Genomic DNA, 18,774 nt, shown 5'->3' with positions numbered 1-18,774 from the left:
CCAAACCTAACAACAAGAAATGCGTGTACCTTTTTCTTCCAGTTCTTTTAATTTATCATCTTGATCCGGTAATTGATCCAAAATCGGTTTGATGAATGAATAATATTCACTCTTATTATTAATCGAATAAAATATCCATTGTCCCTTTCTTTCTTCCTTCACTAATCCTAAATCTTTCAGTTTGCGTAAATGCTGGCTGATGGATGGTTGGCTGGATTGAAATATTTGAACGAACTCACAAACACAGCAAGTTTGTTCATCCATTAGCTTCAGCATAGTCAGCCTGGTTTTATCACCGAGTAATTTTAATATGACAGCAGCTTTTTCTATTTCCATCTTTGTTTGCTGCATGTAAATCCTCCCCTTTTTAGTCAAATATCAATATAAGTATATAGTTATTTGCTTATATATGCAAATGGAAAATTTAGTTCCAGCTTTTCTTACTATTCTTTCGATTTCTGCTAAGCTTCGGTAAAGTACAAAAAAAGAGAAAGTAACTAATACTTCCCCTTGTATCCCATGCCAATCACGATATTTTCGCTAAGACATAGTCGCTTGTTTATTCCCATCAGGAGTAACGAAATGAACATTTTCTATGTTAACAAAAAGCTATAGCCAAACCCCAAACCGGTCTGTCCTCAATGATTATGACATCATGCTCCATGAAATTTCTCATTTTTTTATCCGTAATAATCGTAAACTGTTTAACGTTACAAGTAATGTTGCTCCTATGTCAGCAAATATTGCTATCCATAATGTTAACCAGCCGGGGACAACTAACCATAATGCAACAGCTTTTATTCCCAGCGAGAAGGTAATATTTTGTTTGATAATGGTCAGTGCTTTTCGGCTTAATTGAATGGTGTATGGCAGCTTATTTAGATCATCAGACATCAGAGCGATATCCGCTGTTTCTAATGCTGTGTCCGTTCCTGCACCACCCATTGCCACTCCTGCTGTAGAAGCTGCCAGTGCGGGAGCGTCATTGACACCATCCCCAACCATTGCTACATGTTGATGCGTTCCTCGAAATTCTTTGATGAACGCCAGCTTATCTGCTGGCAGTAAATCCGCTTCAACATTCGTAACACCAATTTGCTGTCCAATAGCTTTCGCTGTTCGTTGATTATCGCCTGTCAGCATGACGGTTTCTATTCCATGACGATTTAATTGGCTGATGACTGCTTTAGAGGATTCCCTTATTTCATCCGCTACGGCAATAAGAGCAAGGATTTCTGTTGCTGTTCCTAAGACCATGACCGTTTTTCCTGCAGCTTGTAAATCGTCCACTATTACTTTCTGATCACTTTTTATTTGCTGATGCAGCGCTTCAAAAAAGCTTGGACTTCCTACATAATAGATTTCGTTATTTACGCTTGCTTTGATACCTTTTCCTGTCATCGATTGAAAGGCCTCCACAGATATATCATTGAAAGGTAATCCTTTTTCTTCAGCCTTTTTGATAATAGCTGAAGCAAGAGGGTGCTGTGATCCTTTTTCCATTGCTGCTGTAAGGCTGATTAATTCATCTTCGTTTCCAAGAAACGTGACAATATCAGTGACAGCCGGAATTCCTTTTGTTAATGTTCCTGTTTTATCAAAAGCAATGGCTTTCAGTTTTCCGATCTCTTCTAAATAAACACCGCCTTTTATTAACACACCATTCTTGGCAGCGTTCCCTATCGCAGTAACGACAGCAACTGGGGTTGAAATAACCAAAGCACAGGGACAGCCGACTACGAGAACAGCTAACCCCTGATAAATCCATGTACTCCAATCTTCACTGAAAAATATTGGTGGAATAACCGCAATGAACATAGCTAACATCACAATAGCCGGGGTATAATATTTTGCGAATTTGTCAACGAATGCCTGAGAAGGTGCACGCTCTGCCTGAGCTTCTTCCACAAGATGAATGATTTTTGAAAGTGTGGTATCTTCCACCCGTCTGGTTACCCGAACCTCCAGTAAGCCCTCTTCATTTAATGTCCCGGCAAATACCTCATCATTGATTGTTTTCGTAACAGGGACACTTTCACCTGTGATAGCAGCCTGATTTAATGTGGAAGCCCCTTTGATAACCGTTCCATCCATTGCTAATTTCTGCCCTGGCTTTACAATCATTATATCTCCAATTTGAATATCCTCTACATGGATACGTATTTCTTCATTTTCCCGACGAATCAGTGCTTCTTTTGGTGCAATATCCATTAACGATTCAATGGATTGACGGGCTTTATCCATGGAGTAACGCTCCAGTGCTTCACTAATCGCAAAAAGGATAACAACCGCTGCTCCTTCCACCCACTCGCCGATGATTGCTGCACCGATAATTGCAATGGTCATCAGTGTATTCATATCGAATTGTAGTCTGCTCAGGTTTCTAAGACCTTTGATAAAAAGCGTATAACCGCCGATTAAAATAGATGCACCATATCCAATTGTTGAAAGCAAATGTCCTTCCCCTGATTGTTTTCCTAAAACCCAACCAGTCACAAGTAATATTACAGCAATATAAGCCTTTATGTTTTCTTTGTGTTTCCAAAAAGGCTTATGCTCTATTTTTTGTTCTTTTTCATCCCGAACCTTTAAATTTTCGAAGGCTCCTGCTTTTTCTAATTCCTCAAGGCTTGTTTGTCCTTTAACATAAACCTTGGATGCTCCAAAGTTTACTTTAGCATCCTCCACCCCTTGTAATCTCTTCACATTATTTTCAAATATATTTGCACAGCTTGCACAACTGAACCCTTGCACACGGTAGGCTTTCATTTCTTCCTTCATGAATGATTCAGACATTTACCTTCTCTTCTTTCTGATCAGTTAATGTCATCGAAATTAATTGTTTAATGAGTTCATTATCGAGTGAATAAAAAGCAAGCTTCCCTTCTTTTCTATACTTCACAACCTCTTGTTTGTGCAGTGTTCGTAAATGGTGGGAGGCTGTTGCAACAGAGGAACCAATAATATTGGCGATGTCACAGACACATAATTCCTCGTCTACACATAGTGCGTAGGAGATTTTTGCTCTATTTTCATCTGCGAGCACTTTAAATAACTGAGAAACGAGCGAAAAATCTTCTTTTTGTAATTCCGCCTGGATTCGATTGACTTTTTCCTCGTCATAGCAATAAATTTCACACGTATCTTTCGTTGCCATTTATATCACTCCACATTCATTCAAATATGTATTTGATTGTATAATACCTTAATTTCTATTTTCATTCAAGGATGTATTTGATTGTATAATACCTTAATTTCTATTTTCATTCAAGGATATATTTGAATAATTGTAATTTCAAAATTATCATATTGGCAAAGATGAGTATGATGTATTCTGTCTTCTCCGTCGATTTTCTATTTGATAGAATTCATTTGGCTGTTAAAGACAGGTGTACATTTAACCCTTTAAACAACTTTTGGTGTAGCTTATCACTTATTTTTCCAACAAAAAGCAGGGGTTACCCTGCTTAATATCTTTCACAATCCTTATTTGCACATTTATAGTAATATTTCTTTTTATTCTTGCTCCATAATCTTATTTCTTTCCCCTTTCCACAGAAAGAGCAAGTTCTTTTTATTGATTGAAGTGTCTCATTATATAATATCTCTCCAAATTCTTCACTAAAATAACGAGGGAGCAAATTATACAAATCCCTGCGATCAATCAATATTATTTTGTCATCTTCCTGTTCTGCGATAGCTGGCTTTGAAAAATAATGAGAGGTGATAAATAAACCTTTCTCATACTCCTCTGATAATACGTTCGCTTTAAAAGCAAGTACATCTTGTTTAGTTATAATACCGGTATTTACTTTTGGATTCCAAGCTTTGCATTGTACAGCAAGCACCTTTTTTTGTCCTTTAAAACCAATAATATCAATCCCTTTATCATTAACACCATCAATAATTTGGTGCTTGTAGCCCATTTTAGATAAAAGCTGTCCTATTAGAAAATTAAAATCAGCTGAGGAACATTCGTCTACATTTTTAATAATTTCAAGGAGTTTATTATCTAGTTTCACTTGATTATTTAAATTCAATTGCTCTTTTAAATCCGATTCTTTTTTCAAAAAACTAAATACCATCTGCTTCACTCCTAACTTATTCTGTATTCCTTTACGGTATATAACTCCCTATAAGTCTGGACTTCCATATTTGACCATCTCTATTATCCTAATTATAGACAATAAACGATAATTTTTGTAGTCAAAAATCCTAAATTTCCGATAATCTAAAGAAATAATAAATTTCTGTATCTGCATTTATCTTATATTTATTCAATAAATGTCATTTTCTAATAGCACTTTTATCAATAACTATAAAATTCAAAAAAACCAATTGACTATAAAATAATCAATTGGTTTTCCTGTCAGGAGCTTTTTTTGTGTATTCTTTATCAGCCCGTATTCATTAACCCTGCAGCCACTCCATTGATGGTCAGCAACACCTCTGTCACCAGCTCATCAGAAGGATCTGCTGTTTCTCTCAGTTTATGGATTAAATCCACCTGAAGGAAATTAAGCGGGTCAACATATGGATTACGAAGATGAACAGACTCCCGTATATTCGGCGTGTGGCTAAGCAGCTCTTCATTGCCGGAAATTTGCAGCAATGCTTTTTTGGTCCGCTCATATTCATCGATAATGTCTTCAGATATCCGTTTCGCTACATCAGGATCTTCCACTAATGCTAAATATTCCTTCGCCGTTTGCATATCTGCTTTCATCAGTGCCATTTGTAAATTATTAATCGTCACTTGGAAGAAAGGCCATTTTTTATACATTGTTTGCAGCGTTTCTAAATGACTGTCATCTTCCTCAATAAAAGCTTGCAGGCCTGTTCCGGCTGCATACCAGGCAGGCAGCATATATCTGGATTGTGTCCACGCAAATACCCAGGGAATCGCCCGCAAGTCTTCAAATTGCTGGCTGTTTTTTCTGCTCATTGGCCGTGATCCGATATTTAAAGCGCCTAATTCCGTTAATGGTGTTCCCTGATGGAAAAACGTCAGAAAATCCGGGTCGCCAAACACAAGCGATTGATATTTTTTCAGTGATTTTTCTGAAATAGCTTCCATTGCCTGTTCCCATTCTTTTTGGCGCAATTCCTCTTGATTCGGTGTATTGGAAACCTTGGCAGATCTGATAAATAAAGCAGAGGCTGCCTGTTCCAGATTCCGGTAAGCAATATCTTCAAGCAGATATCTGGAAGAAAGCACTTCTCCCTGTTCCGTGATCTTTACACCATCCTCTAACGTCTCTGCCGGCTGGGAGAGAATGCTGGTACTCAACGAACCGCCTCCCCGGCCAAGTGAGCCGCCGCGACCATGGAAAAATTTCAGACGGATATGGTATTGCCTTGCTATATTATGGATTTCCTCCTGCGCTTTAAACAGGTTCCAGTTGGCGCTTAACGTACCGCCATCTTTGCTTCCGTCTGAATAGCCGAGCATGATTTCCTGATGATCCTTACGTGCTTCCAGCTGTTTACGGTATACTTCTGTTTCAAATAAGGTCTTCATAATAGCCGGTCCTGCGATTAAGTCATCAATGGTTTCCAGTAGTGGAGCGACATCGAGATCACTTTCCACTGTGCCATCTGGATAAAGGCGATAAAGCCCCGTTTCTTTAGCGAGCACTAAAACTTCTAAAAGATCACTTGGTGATTCCGACATGCTGATTAAATAGACTTCAATCGCACGTTTACCAAACTCTTCATGCGCTTTTTTAATCGTTCGGAAGACATTTAAAATCTTTTGCGTTTCTTCGGAATAACCGCCATCGAAAAGCAACAGAGGTCTTGGATCATTCAGTGCTTCACACAATATTTTCTGTTTGTCTTCCTCGGTAAGAGCAGTATAGTCATCGGTAAGGCGAGCGGCTGTTAAAATCTCATGGACAGCTGCTTCATGTTCTCCACTGTGGTTTCGTATATCCAGCGTCGCTAAGTGGAAACCAAATATCTCTGCTTGCCGGATGACCTTCCGGATCGCTTTCAACTTTTTCGTCTCTGGCAAATGTGCCTCTGCACTTTCCCTGATTTCCTTAAGGTCATGAACCAGCTCGTCCGCATGACGATAACCATGAGATGTTTTCCCCGTTTCACGCAGTCGCTTTAGAATAATGGCAAATTTACGTCGATATACTTCCGATTTGATCGGCCATCTGTTGTTCTCATCTAAATATTTATTTTCTTCTTTTTCCATTCTGTCAATAAATTGCTGATTGATCGATATACGATCGCTCGATTGACTAAATCGCCTCATCAGCTCAACAATGGAGGCTTCATATTTCTTTAAAATTAATTCCCGCTGCATCTCCAATGTCTTCCAAGTAATTTCCGGTGTTACATTTGGGTTGCCATCCCGGTCTCCTCCAATCCAGGAGCCGAAACGGATAAAATTCGGTACCTGCCAGTCCTCCCCTGGAATTTGTTCCTGCAGCTGTGTTTCCAGCTCCTGAAAAATATTAGGTAATGTTTCAAATAATGTTTGATCAAAATAATAAAGACCGTTTTTCACTTCATCCAATACTTTTGGTTTTCTTTGCCGCAGCTCATTGGTGTGCCATAAAGCGGTAACCTCATTAAACAGACTCTCTTCAACATCTTCTTTCTCTCTTTGGGTGGTCAGCGGGTTATCTAACTTTTGCAGATGTGCCGATATCCGTTTCTGTATTTCCAACACGGTCCGCTTCGTCGCTTCTGTCGGATGCGCAGTTATAATCAGTTCAATAGATAATTCATCAAGCATTTCCTGAATTATATCATTTTTTAGATTTTTTTGTTTCACTTTATGGACTGCTCTTTCAATCGAAAAAGATTGACTGACTCCCTCTTCCAGTAAGTACTGACGTTTGCGCCTGATTCGATGATTTTGTTCCGCAATATTTATTAAATAAAAATAAATAGAAAAAGCGCGGATTACTTGCTGACGCAAAGGCGGCTTTAAATCGCTGATTTCCTTTTTTAAGGCATGATATGTATCTTCATCAAATGTTTTACGGATACTTTTCGTCATTTCCCGAATCGACTCAACCTTATCAAATAGTTCTTTACCGCCATGCAGCAGTAAAACTTCTCCTAATATATTCCCAAGCATATTAACATCATTTCGCAATAAAGCGTGTTTATCTGTTGTTGCTGTCATTCTATTTTCTCTCCTTTTCCACATAGCGTAAGATTATCATATCATTCTTTGTTAATTTTGACCCATCTCTTGTTCGGAAGTCAGGATTTTCCAGCCAAGTAACCTGCGATTATTTTTTTGAAACAACAGGGTTTCCTTTCTATTTTGAAGCATTTCTATGAAAACAGCAATTTTTTTGTCACTTTTATTGTGAATTTCAGCTATTGAACCTTGCTCCTTCTAATTCCCATTTAAAAAAATATAAAACATAGAAGCGTTGAACAGCCGCAAAAAAAGACTAAGAGAAATTCTCTTAGCTGACCTGTTTCAGGTATAAAATGAGGCAAATATTTTATTTCAAAAATGTACTCGGCATCACAACAAGAACGACCTCTCCACGGGCACAGAGAAGATTATTCGCATATATTTCTGTATGAACTTTCCACCTTTTTGGATGGATTTCCCCCACCGTTCCAATTGCTTTTAACGGAACATCCTGCGGCGTCGGTTTAAGGAATTCCACATGGAGACTTGCAGTGACAAATCTGGGCGGCACGGAGCCGTCACCGATTTCATGCCCATTCTTCCTGTGTAAGGCGAGCGCGGCAGATCCTGATCCATGACAATCCATTAACGAAGCTATCAGTCCGCCATAAATAAAACCCGGTATTCCCATATACTTTGATTCCGGTGTAAAGATTGTAACTGTCTTATCACCCTGCCAGCCCGTTCGAAGGTGATGACCGTCTTTATTTAACCGGCCACACCCGTAACACCAGGCAAAATCATCGGGATAGATATCTTGTATTGCTTTTTCAATGCTTTCCTCCATCATTCATCCTCCTTGTATTATCCGCTTTAGTAAATTCAATGTCATATAAGCGAGCGTTTGATCATATTGTACGTACTTTAAATATATACAAGTTCTTCCTGGAGTACAACTCTGCCTTGATAACGCTGGTCAGATAAAGGAAACTGCAGTCAGTTCCAAATAAGCGCTTTAATCTTGTAATTATTGTTTCAGAAACAACATTTTTGAAAAGCGAAAGGATTTACTTATCGTACATCTTTTTTACGCTTTCTTTCATTTCTGGTTTGATTTCGATTTTAGATCGTATAGATTTTGCTTTCTCTTCAGCTTCCTCTATGTCTTTTGCCAAGTTTAATTCAAGTAAAGTACCAATTGCTACTGTACCAGTACGATTTCTCCCCGCAGAACAGTGGAAAAACACATTTTTATCTTCATTATATGCTTTAGTAACACTATCAATAGCCTTTTTTACAGATTCATCTTGATTTTCGGTATCATCAAGGATAGGTTGGTGAATCGTTAGATGCTTTGAATCATTATTCAACTTATTCGTTTCAGATACTGGATGAGGGTGAACCATTCCGCACTGTTAATTCTAAGAATAGAAAGGTTTTATTTTCTAACTCTCATAGAAGCTCCCTTTATTTTCTCTAGGTATTAGACAAAAAGAAGTTGATAAGGTTACGCATCAACTGTAAAATATCCCCTTCCACAATATGGCCCTAAAATAAAATTGAGCGCTAAATCCTTGTTCCAGATTTGCGCCCGTTAACGGAACAACACTTTATCGTTATTTTCGAAATTATAAAACGCTAACTCTCGAAAAATAGGTTTCAGACTGGTCAACCGCTACCATGTAAAATTTTTTTATTTGTTGAATTTTTTATTTAATACGTGTCATTACAAAATTATAGCCGCCTGGCCATTCCCAAGCACCGCTTAAGGTATTGCCATCTTCACTAAAAGTCGCTCTCGAGAATGCTGGAGAACCTTTTGGACCGCCCCAGATTGTTAACGTATCACCGTCCATTTCATATGTATAGTCAAGCGTATCCCCACTATCGGTATAGGATCGTGACGTAATAGTTTCATTCGGTTTATCAGCCCCAAATGGCTTCTCGCAACCAATGATTTCAAGCGCTTTATGCATAACGCCATTCTGCTCAATTAGACCGTGCTGCATAAGGAAAAAGCCACCTTCCATCCACTCGAAAGTTGCTTCACCGTTAGCACCTCCTGATATCTTCCACGTACCAACCATACGCTCAAGTGCCTTCATCCCCGGAAGAACTGATTCGTTGACTGCATTTTTCATAGTATTACTCCCTTCTTACGTTTTCTTAATTATATCACTTATGACGACTCATGATTTCTTCTCGATTGCTCAAAAACCGTTCTTTTATTCCATTAAATGGCCCTTTAATGGAATAAGTAAATCAAAGTTTTTAAACAACTTTATTGTGACTTAAACGACTTTATTTGTAATTAAAGAACTATATTGTTACTCAACAAAAGCACTTGTTACCAGCTCACAGCTTGGATTAATCTCCTGTACTTTTCATCCTTATCCCCTCCCCAGTTACGGAAAAGTTGATTGTTCTCAATACTTCGCGCCACTAATTGTTATATCTAGTCGATGTAAATAATATACAAGAATAATTTTGTAAACGATCACTTTCACTTTGAGGAGATTTATTGGCTGCTATTAAACATCATTACAACATTTTTCAGAAGAAGAATCACGTGCCATTTTTCCGGATGTCATCGTACAACGATGTATCGTTCATTTGATTCGTAATTCCATCGAATACGTTCCCAGTAAGGATTATAAAACATTTACCAAAGCGTTAAAGAAAGTCTACGGGGCACAAGCCTCAGGCTTGCCTAAGTGCTTTCGAATCCTTTCAGCAACAATGAGCTGCCTATCCAGGAGCTATTGACGTTTGGATAAGAAACTTCCACCATGTCGAACAGCTTTATGATTATGGAAGTGCCGTTCGTAAAGTTATGTACACAACCAACGCTGTAGAAAGTATCCATTCCAGCTTCAGAAAAGTAACCAAAAAAGGAGCATCCCTCAACAAGAACGCTCGCCTTAATAAAGGAGGATGCTAAAGTGAAACCTAACAAACTTACCTCAGGATCTAATTTGTTGTGGGAGTCAAGCCGTATGATGTTACCTGAACATAAAGAGGTACTTCAACGTCATAAAAAGGAGTTAAACAAAAGAATAAAACCTATTCTTGATGAACAGCAAGTTGAATTATTTTCACAGAGTATTGCTGAGGCAATGAAACAAAATAAAAAAGTTAAAATCCAAATTTCCCAGCAATATATCAAGATAGCTATATTGCTGGGAAGGTACAGAAAATATCACCCGAACGTGATAAAGTACAAATAAAATCCAAAGACAATAACGAGTGGATTTATTCCGATGAAATTTTAGATATTTCTCTTCATTAAATTGATGAGACATCGAATTAATCGATGTCTCATCATCCAATGATTGATTCATAAATTCTGAGGTATCTACACCAAGTATATGTAGTTTACGGAGCGGCTGACATTACTTAATCCATATCTTTTTTTAAGTTCCGGTGACGCTGCAAGAACAATGCTGCCCGGACGATCCGGATCACCAACTACCGCCAGCAAAGCCTTCATCGGGTTGAACCCGAGCCGCACCGCTTCTACACTGGCATAAAAAGAACGTATATCGATGCAAAGCACATCATGACGGGGATATTTCGAATAATCCATGTTAACCACCTCACTAAAAGAACGTTCGTTCCTATTCTATGTCGAAACAGTTCACAATAACAGTGGTAAATGTTAACAGTACATATGTTCCTGTTTTTGTGGTAATATAGAACAAACGTTTCTAAAAGGAGTGATATTCTTATGAAATGGTTACATGCAATGATCGCTGAAAAAGGAATATTCGAAATGATTTATCTTGCTGCGGATCAAAGGGTGACACAACGTTTTATCAGAGTGATTGAGGTACATGAAAAGGATATCCTGGCCTACTGTTATTACCGCAAGCAGCTAAGGCTATTTAAATTAGAAAATATATTATCCATACAAAAAGTGAACAGGAGGGCAGGTGCATGACAAATGACCGCGGATCAAAAAAATGGACGGCAATGATGCTCCCTGAACATGTTGCGCTGTTAAAAGAAGTTAAAAAGGAATACTATCATGAAGCTAAACCGATATTGGACGAACAGCAATTAGAGGAGATTCATTTAAAGCTGATGCTTGCGCAAAAAGATTCCCTTCCTGTGCAAGTAAAATACTTTACAGATGGAAAATCTGTTCATATCAAAGGATATATCCATGCGATTAATTATATAAGCAAATACATTATCATCAATGAGGTAAGATTGGAATCAAGTGAGATCATTGATGTTGAAATCGGATAATGGCTGTTTATTAATTTACACCAGATTCCCATCGAAGCTGAGACAAAAGTGGTTTCATCTGGCAAAATCCGGCCATAGCATGTGCAAATGCCCGCTCTGGAAATATACTTCGCTTCTGCGGGCTTGTCCTCAGCCTCCTCTAAAGAAAACAAACAATAAATCAATGACAGGTTGTTATATGCACATCTAAAATCTAAAAGAGCTCAGGTTATATCATATAACATAAGCTCTTGTCTCTGTATAATTCATTATTGCTTTTCATCATCTTCCACAACAATATAAGGCCGCATCATATCATAATCTTCATGCTCTAAAATATGACAGTGCCACACAAATTCTCCGCTATATGGCGCAAATTTGGCAATGACTCTGGTTATGTTAGCAGCAGGTACCTCGATAGTATCTTTCCAGCCGCGGTTATTTGCCGCTGGTGCTTCAGGCGATCCTGTAAATATAATTTTTCCATCTATATTATATTGTTCCAGATCGAATGGCTGATGATCCAGCACCTGGAATTGGACAAGATGAATGTGTATTGGATGAGAGAAACTGGTTGTATTGGTGAAAGCCCAAATCTCTGTTGCTCCAAGACGTGGATTCTCTGTAACCGGATCATGCCAATGCTTCTTGTTTAGAAGCAATAAAGGACGGTCAAATTCATCAGAGTCTCCAACTAATTTTAAATAGCGAATCACAGAAATGCTATTTTGTTTTAACGAAGGAATAACAGATAAAGCTGCAGGCAAAAGGCTTCTATCTTTATCTTTTAATGGCTTTGTAACGCGAAACTGCATAATACTCCCCGTATCATCATTGGGATCAGCGTTTGGTCCTAAATCGTTTTTTAATACAATGGACTGACCAGCTGCTTTTGAAAAATCAATAATGACATCGATTCGTTCTGCCGGTTGGAAGCGGATTGTTTCCATTTCGACGGTATTTCTGAGAAGTCCTCCATCGGAACCAATTTGCTGGAATAATATATTGGAGTCCAGCTGTAGCCGGTAGGATCTTGTATTCGAAGCATTCAAAATCCGGAAACGATACTTTCTTGGTTCCACCTCCAAGTATGGCCATACCTTCCCGTTAACTAATATCGTATCCCCAGTAAAGGCAGGCAGAATAGAAGGATGCGGCAGATTCTCGGCTGCATCATCAGGCTGTACCGGATAAAACAATGACCCATCCGCATGAAAGCTTCGGTCTGTAATCATCAGTGGAATCTCATAATCTCCGGATGGCAGGTTTAATAATTTCTCCTGCTTATCCCGAAGAACATACATACCCGCAAGCCCGGCATACACATTCAATCGTGTAATTCCCATCGCATGATCATGATACCAAAACAGACTTCCACGCTGATGATTCGGGTATGTGAACGTTTTTCTTGAGAAGACAGGTCCGGTTTCCTGGAAATTATTTGTGTACCACGCTTCCGGATGTCCATCACTGTCCGGCTTCGTTTCTATACCATGTAAATGTACAACAGTGCGTACAGCGGGAAGCTGGTCAAGTCCATGGATCGATACATCAACAGGAAGCAGATGTTTATTGGGCAGTTGGTTAAGCCATGTCACGTGAACTGGCTCATCACGAAGTGCTTCAATCATTGGTCCGGGAAACTGGCCATTATATCCCCATAAGGTGGTTGCTGGTAAATCACGATGCAGCTTCTTCCTGAATTGCTTCATCGTCATTTCATAATGAGCTCCGTCCTTTGTTTTTTTGTAAGGCTTTAAAACCTCGATGCCTGGAAGCGGATCAACAAACTTTTCTAGCTTACGTCGCATTCGTATTCACCCCATTTCTTTCCTAAGATTAGTAAATGTAACTGGAAGCAGAAAGTGCAAGGCTAATGCCCTCTATAAACGAAATTAATTATAGGGACAAGCACCATAATGAAAGTAAAATATGCGATATGGCTTTGGGTCATTTTTTCATCTTAATGATTGATTGCTTCTAAAAATCCATTTAGGCGCAAAAAAATAGAACAGAAAAAAACTGCTCGGAAAATAAATTTTAAGGCGGTGTTCATGTGAAAATGTGCCTGTATTGCTTAAACACTTCAAATAAAATATTTATACGATGCCCCGCTCTTGTAAAGCTAATTAGTTTCTTTTATCATACCAATCCATGATATTCATCCATTCTACATTTCTGATTTCCTCCAGTGTACAATTGGTAAAGCGTTCATCTTTTAAAATGAAGTAGATCCGATTTTCAACATAACCGGATACTTTACATGCTACATCCTTATAATAGTTCCCATTTCTCATCACATTCGCTTGAATTAAAATGGGCGACCCGGTTACAAACGCCTTGTATAGCACCATTGCAATTTCTGCTTCTGTCATCTCTTCTTTTGCTTCAATGTCTATCAGCTGGTCATTCATTTCTTCTTTTTTGAGTGCTTCGGAATGGTCACTTAGCATCATCCCTAACCATTTAACAATCCCTCGGTCCTTATAACCGAATTGTTCAGGTGTAATTCGTGTAATCGATATTTTTTCCATTTCACTCTTCCTTTCCGGAGCGATGACCTCCAAGCAATTTCGCACGATACCTTGCCATGCCGCCTTCAAGTAAACTGGAGGCGTGCAGCAGTGAAGTATAACCATATTTTCTTCTGACCAGATCAATAGCCACATCCAGCTCTTCATGTTCTGCCGTTACTTCCACCGGCTCAAACAAATCCAGCTGCAATGACTGCTTTGCTTGAAGGCTCCCAAAGGTAATGTTAATAATTCTTACAGGTGCATTTTCCTGATAATATTTATGAAAGATAAGCAGCATATACTCCTTTAGTCTTTTGGATGAATCCGTTGCTTCAATCTTCATCTGATGATTAAATCCACCCTGTGCTTTATTCCTGGAATATCCAATTGCCAGCTTTACTACTCCAGTTATTAAATGGTTCTTTCTTAATCTCGCTGTATTCTCATCCGTCATTTCCCGGATAACTGTCTCAATGTCATATTTCACCGTATAATCTCTGGTTAATATCTGGTTTCTGCTGAATGATGTACTTTTAGGCATATACGTATCCGATAAAACTGTCCGGTCGATTCCATGTGCATGAAAAAAGAGCTGTTCTCCAATCACACCAAATTTTTTCTTTAGGAGGTGAATATCATATTGAGCCAAATCATACATATTCCGAATCCCGATTCGATGAAGATTTGCTTCCATTTTTTGTCCTATTCCCCAAAAAGACACTAACGATTTTATTTTCCATAATTTACGCGGTACATCTTCATACCGCCACGCACCCATAAAACGATTTTGTTCATCGCGTTTTGCCTGGTGATCAAGTGCTAATTTGGCTAAAAGCGGGTTATCTCCTATTCCCACAGTCAACACTAAGCCTAACTCATTCCATACATCCATCTGGATTTTCTTCGCTATATCATGTGCGCTGCCAAAAAGTTTATGCGATTTAGACACATCCATAAACGATTCATCGATCGAATAAACAAGCAAATCCTCCGCTGCTACATAACGTTTAAAGATACGTAATATTTCTAAATTTTTTTCTAAATACAATGCCATACGAGGTTCAACAATTTCTATCTTTGCGTTAAGCGGGATCTCGTAGATTCTTGTTCCAGTTTTAATTCCATATTCTTTTTTTACCAGAGGGGACGAGGCTAAAACTAAGCCCCCTTGATTATCCGGTTTTGATACAACCGCGATCCGTGATTTTAAAGGATGCTGCTTACGCTCAGCAGCTTCTACGCTTGCAAAAAAAGATTTTACATCAATACACATAATATCCCGACGCGGTTCATTAGAATAATCCATCATCATAATATTTTTCATCGTACTCTCTCCTAATACGAATATATGTTTGTTTTTTTCAATTATACGAACTTACATTCGCATAGTCAAGATGAATACGATCAAATAGGTGTGTTAATATATGGAAAGTGAAAATGGTACGAACAGTGTGCGCGTTTCATTAACAATGGCAAATTTGTCTAAGACCGCAATGAAGTCGGTTGGTAAATGCAGGAGCAAACGTACGCCCTCCGAATTCGGTAAATAGGATATATTTTTGCTAATCCAAAATAGATTATGTTTATTCATTTATTTTTTATATAAACGACTTGAAAATGTAAAATGATAGGGTTATTATAAACACATTGAAAACCCTTTCAAGAAAAAATCCTGAATGATCCACAATCTGTTACAGCAAACTTAATCCACAGCAGATTATCAGATCGAAAGGAAATCTATTGAACAGTAATCAGAAAGGAGCATACGTATATGCCCAATAGTCCCGCAAATTATTTAACGATAGAAGAAATAATAGCTTTACCAACATTTCAGGATGTTGCCATCAGTGAGGATGGACAGCGCGTGGCTTATGTAAGACAAGCAGCTGACTGGGACAAAAATACATACCCTCAGCATGTCTGGGTTTATGATAAACATATCGATAAAAGCTATCCTATAACGATTGGTGAAAACGAAAGCATGCAGCCGTGCTGGTCACCAGATGGACAAATTCTTGCATTTCTCAGCCCGGCTTGTAAAGGAGACAAAAAAACAAAGCAGATTTTTATCCAGACTGACCAGGAAACAACAGCAATACAGCTTTCTCATGCCGATCATAGTATCGATCATTTTAAATGGGCTCCAAACGGAAAAGGTCTCTTTTACATCGCAAAGCGTCCTGAATCAGAAAAATTGAAACGCCGCAGTGAAATGTACGGTGAGTTTTCCTATATGGATCAAGATTTTCATTATAATGCATTGTACTTTCTGGATCTTGATAAAGCGAAACAAAATGCCAAAGTACTTGACAAGCTTCCAAAAGATTTAAGGAAAGCAGCGGATGAAAACGATAAAGATAACAAGGATAAAGTAAGTACACCATTGACAGAATCAATGAACAGGCAGATTTATCATTATGATATTTCACCGGACAGCGGGAAGATTATCTTCAATTCCGCCCCTACTCCCAGATTAACTGATATATTAAATCAGGAAACCTACTTGTTGGATCTGAAAACCAATGAATGTGTGAAATTAGATATTACCCCTTTGCAAGCAGGACCTGTTCTATTTTCCTATGATGGATCAAAAATTTGCTACAGTCGTTACAGGAAGGAAAAAATATCCACAAACATTATACTCGAAATCTATGATTTAAAATCAAAACAGACCAAACAGCCTGTGCTAGACATAGATGAAAATGTTTTCCCTGTTCGCTGGACTGAAAATGGTATTCTTGTTACCTGGCAGGAAAGAACCAATTACACCACCGGACTTATCACAGAAGATGGCACTTTAACACCACTTGCAGATCCAGTTGACATCGTAATCACTTCTCCGGTTATTACGTCGGATGGCAAGCATACTGCATATGTTAAAGCAACTTCACAAGCAGCTGCTGAAGTATATCTTGATAATAACCGGCTGACCAAACAATATCAGCTTTATGAAGGAAAAACGAAGAGTAAAAAGGAAATCATTTCCTGGCAAACAGAAGACGGACTGGAAATTGAAGGCGTATTATCAAAACCGGCAGATTACGATGCTGCGAAAATCTATCCGCTTGTGCTCGCTGTTCATGGCGGACCAACAGGCACATCAATAGCAACCCCGACTACAAATAGATATCAGCCAATCGAACAATTTGTAGAGAAAGGGTTTCTTGTTCTGGAGCCTAATTACAGAGGCAGTGCAGGCTATGGAGAAGCCTTTCGTACGGCAAATCTCCGAAAATTGGGGCTGGGAGACTATGAAGATATTATTTCCGGAGTCAACTTTTTGGTTGACAGTAAGATAGCAGACCCGGAAAAGATCGGTATTCTGGGCTGGAGTCAGGGCGGCTATATATCTGCCTTTTGTGCGACATACAGCAACCGGTTTAAGGCCATTTCAGTTGGAGCCGGTATTTCCAACTGGATGACCTACTATGTCAATACGGACATTACTCATTTTACGCGCTATTATTTAGGAGATACACCATGGAATGATGAGGAAATCTATCGAAAGACATCTCCTATGACTTATATTAATAATGCTTCAACGCCAACTTTGATTCAGCATGGTGAAAAGGATCCCCGGGTTCCTGTTCCAAATGCCTATGAACTCTATCGCGGCTTGAAGGATGTCGGTATAGAAACAGAGCTGGTCATTTTCAAAGACATGCTGCATGGTACAGACAAGCCAGGCATCCATCGTGCCATTCTCAAACAAAATCTGGATTGGTTCGCTCATCATATTTTAGAAGAACAACTGGATGAAGACCGGGTATATTAATCTTTTCATTCATTATAAAGCAAACACTTCCCAATGATAGAATAAAATCGAGTAGAGGGAAAAGCTAAATAACTTTTCGCCCCTCTCACACCACCGTACGTCAGACTGTCTAACAAATATTTAGATTTTAGAACTTGAACGTATTATTTCTTCAATTTACTTGTAAACTTACTGAAATTGAAAATTTTTAAAGGGGTTTGGTATTGGCTAAGCTACTAGTAGCTTTACAATTTCCGAAACCCTTTTGATTTTTGTTAACCTTTTAAAGTTATAGGCAACACCAATTAGAGCTGCCTCCGCGTTTACAGAGTCCAGCCCTTAGCTATGACAAATTTTTAGCAATCGAGAAGAAGCCCTTAGCAATTGTGTGTGATAAACTTAAGAAAACAAAGAAAAGGGGATTATTTATATGACAATGAACGACAAAACCCAAGATCCACAGCAACTACCCAGTCCTGGTCCCGAGCACAAACTTCTAGAGATATTTGTCGGTAAGTGGAATACGGAAGGGCTAATTAAAGCTACTTCATCCAGCCCTGCAGGCAGACTAAATGCAGTGGACACTTACGAATGGCTACCTGGGGGGTTTTTCCTTATTCATAAAGTGGATGGATATATGGGTAATGAAGAGGTTAAAACCACGGAGGTCATCGGCTATGATTCTTCGAAACAGGCGTATTTCACACGTTCTTTTGACAATCAAGGAAACGCAGGTGCTTACCTGGCAAATTTACGAGATCGTCTTTGGACGATTAATGGTGAATTGGAACGCTTTACGGGCGAATTCAGCAGTGATGGTAACACCATAAAGGGAAAATGGGAATTATTAAGTGACGGTTCTAATTGGCAACCTTGGATGGATATCAAGTTAACTAAAGAAAAATAGTCAGGATATTCTATTATGTAGATTTAGGAACCTAAGTATCAATGTTTCAAACCATTTTTAATCGATATTTTTTATTAAAACGACAACATAGAGATTGTTAATCGATCTTCAATTAAAGGGCGCAATTGTGTAACTATGTGGTCAAAAAATGATCAAACTTTTTATAAAATCGGTATACCATTTCATGAACAGAAAACCTGTTTTGATCAATCTTTTTTTCAAAACGAGGCTGGGACAAAACCCGGTAAAAACAGAA

16 protein-coding genes and 2 pseudogenes are annotated in these 18,774 nt (G+C 38.6%); 6 read left to right on the top strand and 12 right to left on the bottom strand.

Features of this window, described 5'->3' with window-relative positions; all coding sequences use genetic code 11:
• Positions 1-6: 6 nt before the first annotated feature.
• From FLK20_RS00090 to FLK20_RS00055, 8 genes are all read right to left on the bottom strand, one after another.
• Entirely contained in the window at positions 7-351 is a 345-nt protein-coding gene (locus FLK20_RS00090; RefSeq protein WP_152654528.1) for an ArsR/SmtB family transcription factor, read from the bottom strand.
• Between the two features lie 321 nt (positions 352-672).
• Positions 673-2,796, bottom strand: a complete 2,124-nt coding sequence (locus FLK20_RS00085) for a heavy metal translocating P-type ATPase (protein ID WP_152654527.1) — start codon at positions 2,794-2,796, stop codon at positions 673-675.
• Entirely contained in the window at positions 2,789-3,157 is a 369-nt protein-coding gene (locus FLK20_RS00080; RefSeq protein WP_152654526.1) for an ArsR/SmtB family transcription factor, read from the bottom strand. The genes FLK20_RS00085 and FLK20_RS00080 overlap by 8 nt, the downstream gene beginning before the upstream one ends.
• A 310-nt stretch (positions 3,158-3,467) precedes the next feature.
• Positions 3,468-4,085 carry a restriction endonuclease gene (locus FLK20_RS00075; RefSeq protein ID WP_152654525.1) on the bottom strand — a complete coding sequence of 206 codons (618 nt, stop codon included), beginning with the start codon at positions 4,083-4,085 and terminating at the stop codon, positions 3,468-3,470.
• A gap of 311 nt (positions 4,086-4,396) precedes the next feature.
• Positions 4,397-7,147 carry a phosphoenolpyruvate carboxylase gene (gene ppc, locus FLK20_RS00070; protein ID WP_152654524.1) on the bottom strand — a complete coding sequence of 917 codons (2,751 nt, stop codon included), beginning with the start codon at positions 7,145-7,147 and terminating at the stop codon, positions 4,397-4,399.
• A 331-nt stretch (positions 7,148-7,478) separates the two neighbouring features.
• A complete protein-coding gene (locus tag FLK20_RS00065; RefSeq protein ID WP_152654523.1) occupies positions 7,479-7,958 on the bottom strand; it encodes a PaaI family thioesterase in 480 nt (159 codons plus the stop codon).
• Positions 7,959-8,178: 220 nt separating this feature from the next.
• Positions 8,179-8,517, bottom strand: coding sequence for a protein-tyrosine phosphatase family protein (locus FLK20_RS00060; protein ID WP_152654522.1), 339 nt, complete (start codon positions 8,515-8,517; stop codon positions 8,179-8,181).
• 303 nt (positions 8,518-8,820) lie between these two features.
• Positions 8,821-9,252, bottom strand: a complete 432-nt coding sequence (locus FLK20_RS00055) for a hypothetical protein (protein WP_152654521.1) — start codon at positions 9,250-9,252, stop codon at positions 8,821-8,823.
• 415 nt (positions 9,253-9,667) lie between these two features.
• On the opposite strand from FLK20_RS00055, the pseudogene FLK20_RS00050 reads away from it, so the two are divergent.
• Positions 9,668-10,034: pseudogene (locus tag FLK20_RS00050) on the top strand (transposase); the annotation flags it as partial.
• Between the two features lie 19 nt (positions 10,035-10,053).
• A complete protein-coding gene (locus FLK20_RS00045; RefSeq protein ID WP_152654520.1) occupies positions 10,054-10,338 on the top strand; it encodes a YolD-like family protein in 285 nt (94 codons plus the stop codon).
• Between the two features lie 155 nt (positions 10,339-10,493).
• Here the strand turns inward: FLK20_RS00045 and FLK20_RS00040 are convergent.
• Positions 10,494-10,697: pseudogene (locus FLK20_RS00040) on the bottom strand (UV damage repair protein UvrX); the annotation flags it as partial.
• A 141-nt stretch (positions 10,698-10,838) separates the two neighbouring features.
• Here FLK20_RS00040 and FLK20_RS00035 point away from each other — a divergent pair.
• Entirely contained in the window at positions 10,839-11,051 is a 213-nt protein-coding gene (locus FLK20_RS00035) for a hypothetical protein (protein WP_152654519.1), read from the top strand.
• Complete coding sequence (locus FLK20_RS00030) at positions 11,048-11,362, top strand: YolD-like family protein (RefSeq protein ID WP_152654518.1); 315 nt, start codon at positions 11,048-11,050, stop codon at positions 11,360-11,362. Before FLK20_RS00035 ends, FLK20_RS00030 begins: the two co-directional genes overlap by 4 nt.
• A 248-nt stretch (positions 11,363-11,610) precedes the next feature.
• Here FLK20_RS00030 and FLK20_RS00025 read toward each other — a convergent pair whose 3' ends face one another.
• The 3 genes from FLK20_RS00025 to FLK20_RS00015 form a co-directional block, all read right to left on the bottom strand.
• Positions 11,611-13,152, bottom strand: coding sequence for a multicopper oxidase family protein (locus FLK20_RS00025; RefSeq protein WP_152654517.1), 1,542 nt, complete (start codon positions 13,150-13,152; stop codon positions 11,611-11,613).
• A 318-nt stretch (positions 13,153-13,470) separates the two neighbouring features.
• Positions 13,471-13,875, bottom strand: coding sequence for a hypothetical protein (locus tag FLK20_RS00020; protein WP_152654516.1), 405 nt, complete (start codon positions 13,873-13,875; stop codon positions 13,471-13,473).
• A gap of 1 nt (position 13,876) precedes the next feature.
• Positions 13,877-15,181, bottom strand: coding sequence for a Y-family DNA polymerase (locus tag FLK20_RS00015; RefSeq protein ID WP_227994802.1), 1,305 nt, complete (start codon positions 15,179-15,181; stop codon positions 13,877-13,879).
• A 447-nt stretch (positions 15,182-15,628) separates the two neighbouring features.
• On the opposite strand from FLK20_RS00015, the gene FLK20_RS00010 reads away from it, so the two are divergent.
• Positions 15,629-17,632 carry a S9 family peptidase gene (locus FLK20_RS00010; protein ID WP_152654515.1) on the top strand — a complete coding sequence of 668 codons (2,004 nt, stop codon included), beginning with the start codon at positions 15,629-15,631 and terminating at the stop codon, positions 17,630-17,632.
• Positions 17,633-18,041: 409 nt separating this feature from the next.
• Positions 18,042-18,518: a DUF1579 family protein gene (locus FLK20_RS00005; protein WP_152654514.1), complete on the top strand. Its 477-nt coding sequence runs from the start codon at positions 18,042-18,044 to the stop codon at positions 18,516-18,518.
• Positions 18,519-18,774 lie beyond the last annotated feature (256 nt).

Origin of the sequence: Oceanobacillus sp. CFH 90083 (assembly GCF_009389585.1) — a bacterium.
Classification (GTDB): domain Bacteria; phylum Bacillota; class Bacilli; order Bacillales; family Amphibacillaceae; genus Oceanobacillus.
The sequence above is the reverse complement of the archived record's forward strand: the minus strand, read 5'-3'. Positions and strand labels throughout refer to the sequence as shown.

Excerpts from the sequence above, each read along its gene's own strand:
- FLK20_RS00090 (WP_152654528.1), bottom strand. The coding sequence starts at position 351 with ATGCAGCAAACAAAGATGGAAATAGAAAAAGCTGCTGTCATATTAAAA.
- FLK20_RS00085 (WP_152654527.1), bottom strand. The coding sequence starts at position 2,796 with ATGTCTGAATCATTCATGAAGGAAGAAATGAAAGCCTACCGTGTGCAA.
- FLK20_RS00080 (WP_152654526.1), bottom strand. The coding sequence starts at position 3,157 with ATGGCAACGAAAGATACGTGTGAAATTTATTGCTATGACGAGGAAAAA.
- FLK20_RS00075 (WP_152654525.1), bottom strand. The coding sequence starts at position 4,085 with ATGGTATTTAGTTTTTTGAAAAAAGAATCGGATTTAAAAGAGCAATTG.
- ppc (WP_152654524.1), bottom strand. The coding sequence starts at position 7,147 with ATGACAGCAACAACAGATAAACACGCTTTATTGCGAAATGATGTTAAT.
- FLK20_RS00065 (WP_152654523.1), bottom strand. The coding sequence starts at position 7,958 with ATGGAGGAAAGCATTGAAAAAGCAATACAAGATATCTATCCCGATGAT.
- FLK20_RS00060 (WP_152654522.1), bottom strand. The coding sequence starts at position 8,517 with ATGGTTCACCCTCATCCAGTATCTGAAACGAATAAGTTGAATAATGAT.
- FLK20_RS00055 (WP_152654521.1), bottom strand. The coding sequence starts at position 9,252 with ATGAAAAATGCAGTCAACGAATCAGTTCTTCCGGGGATGAAGGCACTT.
- FLK20_RS00035 (WP_152654519.1), top strand. The coding sequence starts at position 10,839 with ATGAAATGGTTACATGCAATGATCGCTGAAAAAGGAATATTCGAAATG.
- FLK20_RS00030 (WP_152654518.1), top strand. The coding sequence starts at position 11,048 with ATGACAAATGACCGCGGATCAAAAAAATGGACGGCAATGATGCTCCCT.
- FLK20_RS00025 (WP_152654517.1), bottom strand. The coding sequence starts at position 13,152 with ATGCGACGTAAGCTAGAAAAGTTTGTTGATCCGCTTCCAGGCATCGAG.
- FLK20_RS00020 (WP_152654516.1), bottom strand. The coding sequence starts at position 13,875 with ATGGAAAAAATATCGATTACACGAATTACACCTGAACAATTCGGTTAT.
- FLK20_RS00015 (WP_227994802.1), bottom strand. The coding sequence starts at position 15,181 with ATGAAAAATATTATGATGATGGATTATTCTAATGAACCGCGTCGGGAT.
- FLK20_RS00010 (WP_152654515.1), top strand. The coding sequence starts at position 15,629 with ATGCCCAATAGTCCCGCAAATTATTTAACGATAGAAGAAATAATAGCT.
- FLK20_RS00005 (WP_152654514.1), top strand. The coding sequence starts at position 18,042 with ATGACAATGAACGACAAAACCCAAGATCCACAGCAACTACCCAGTCCT.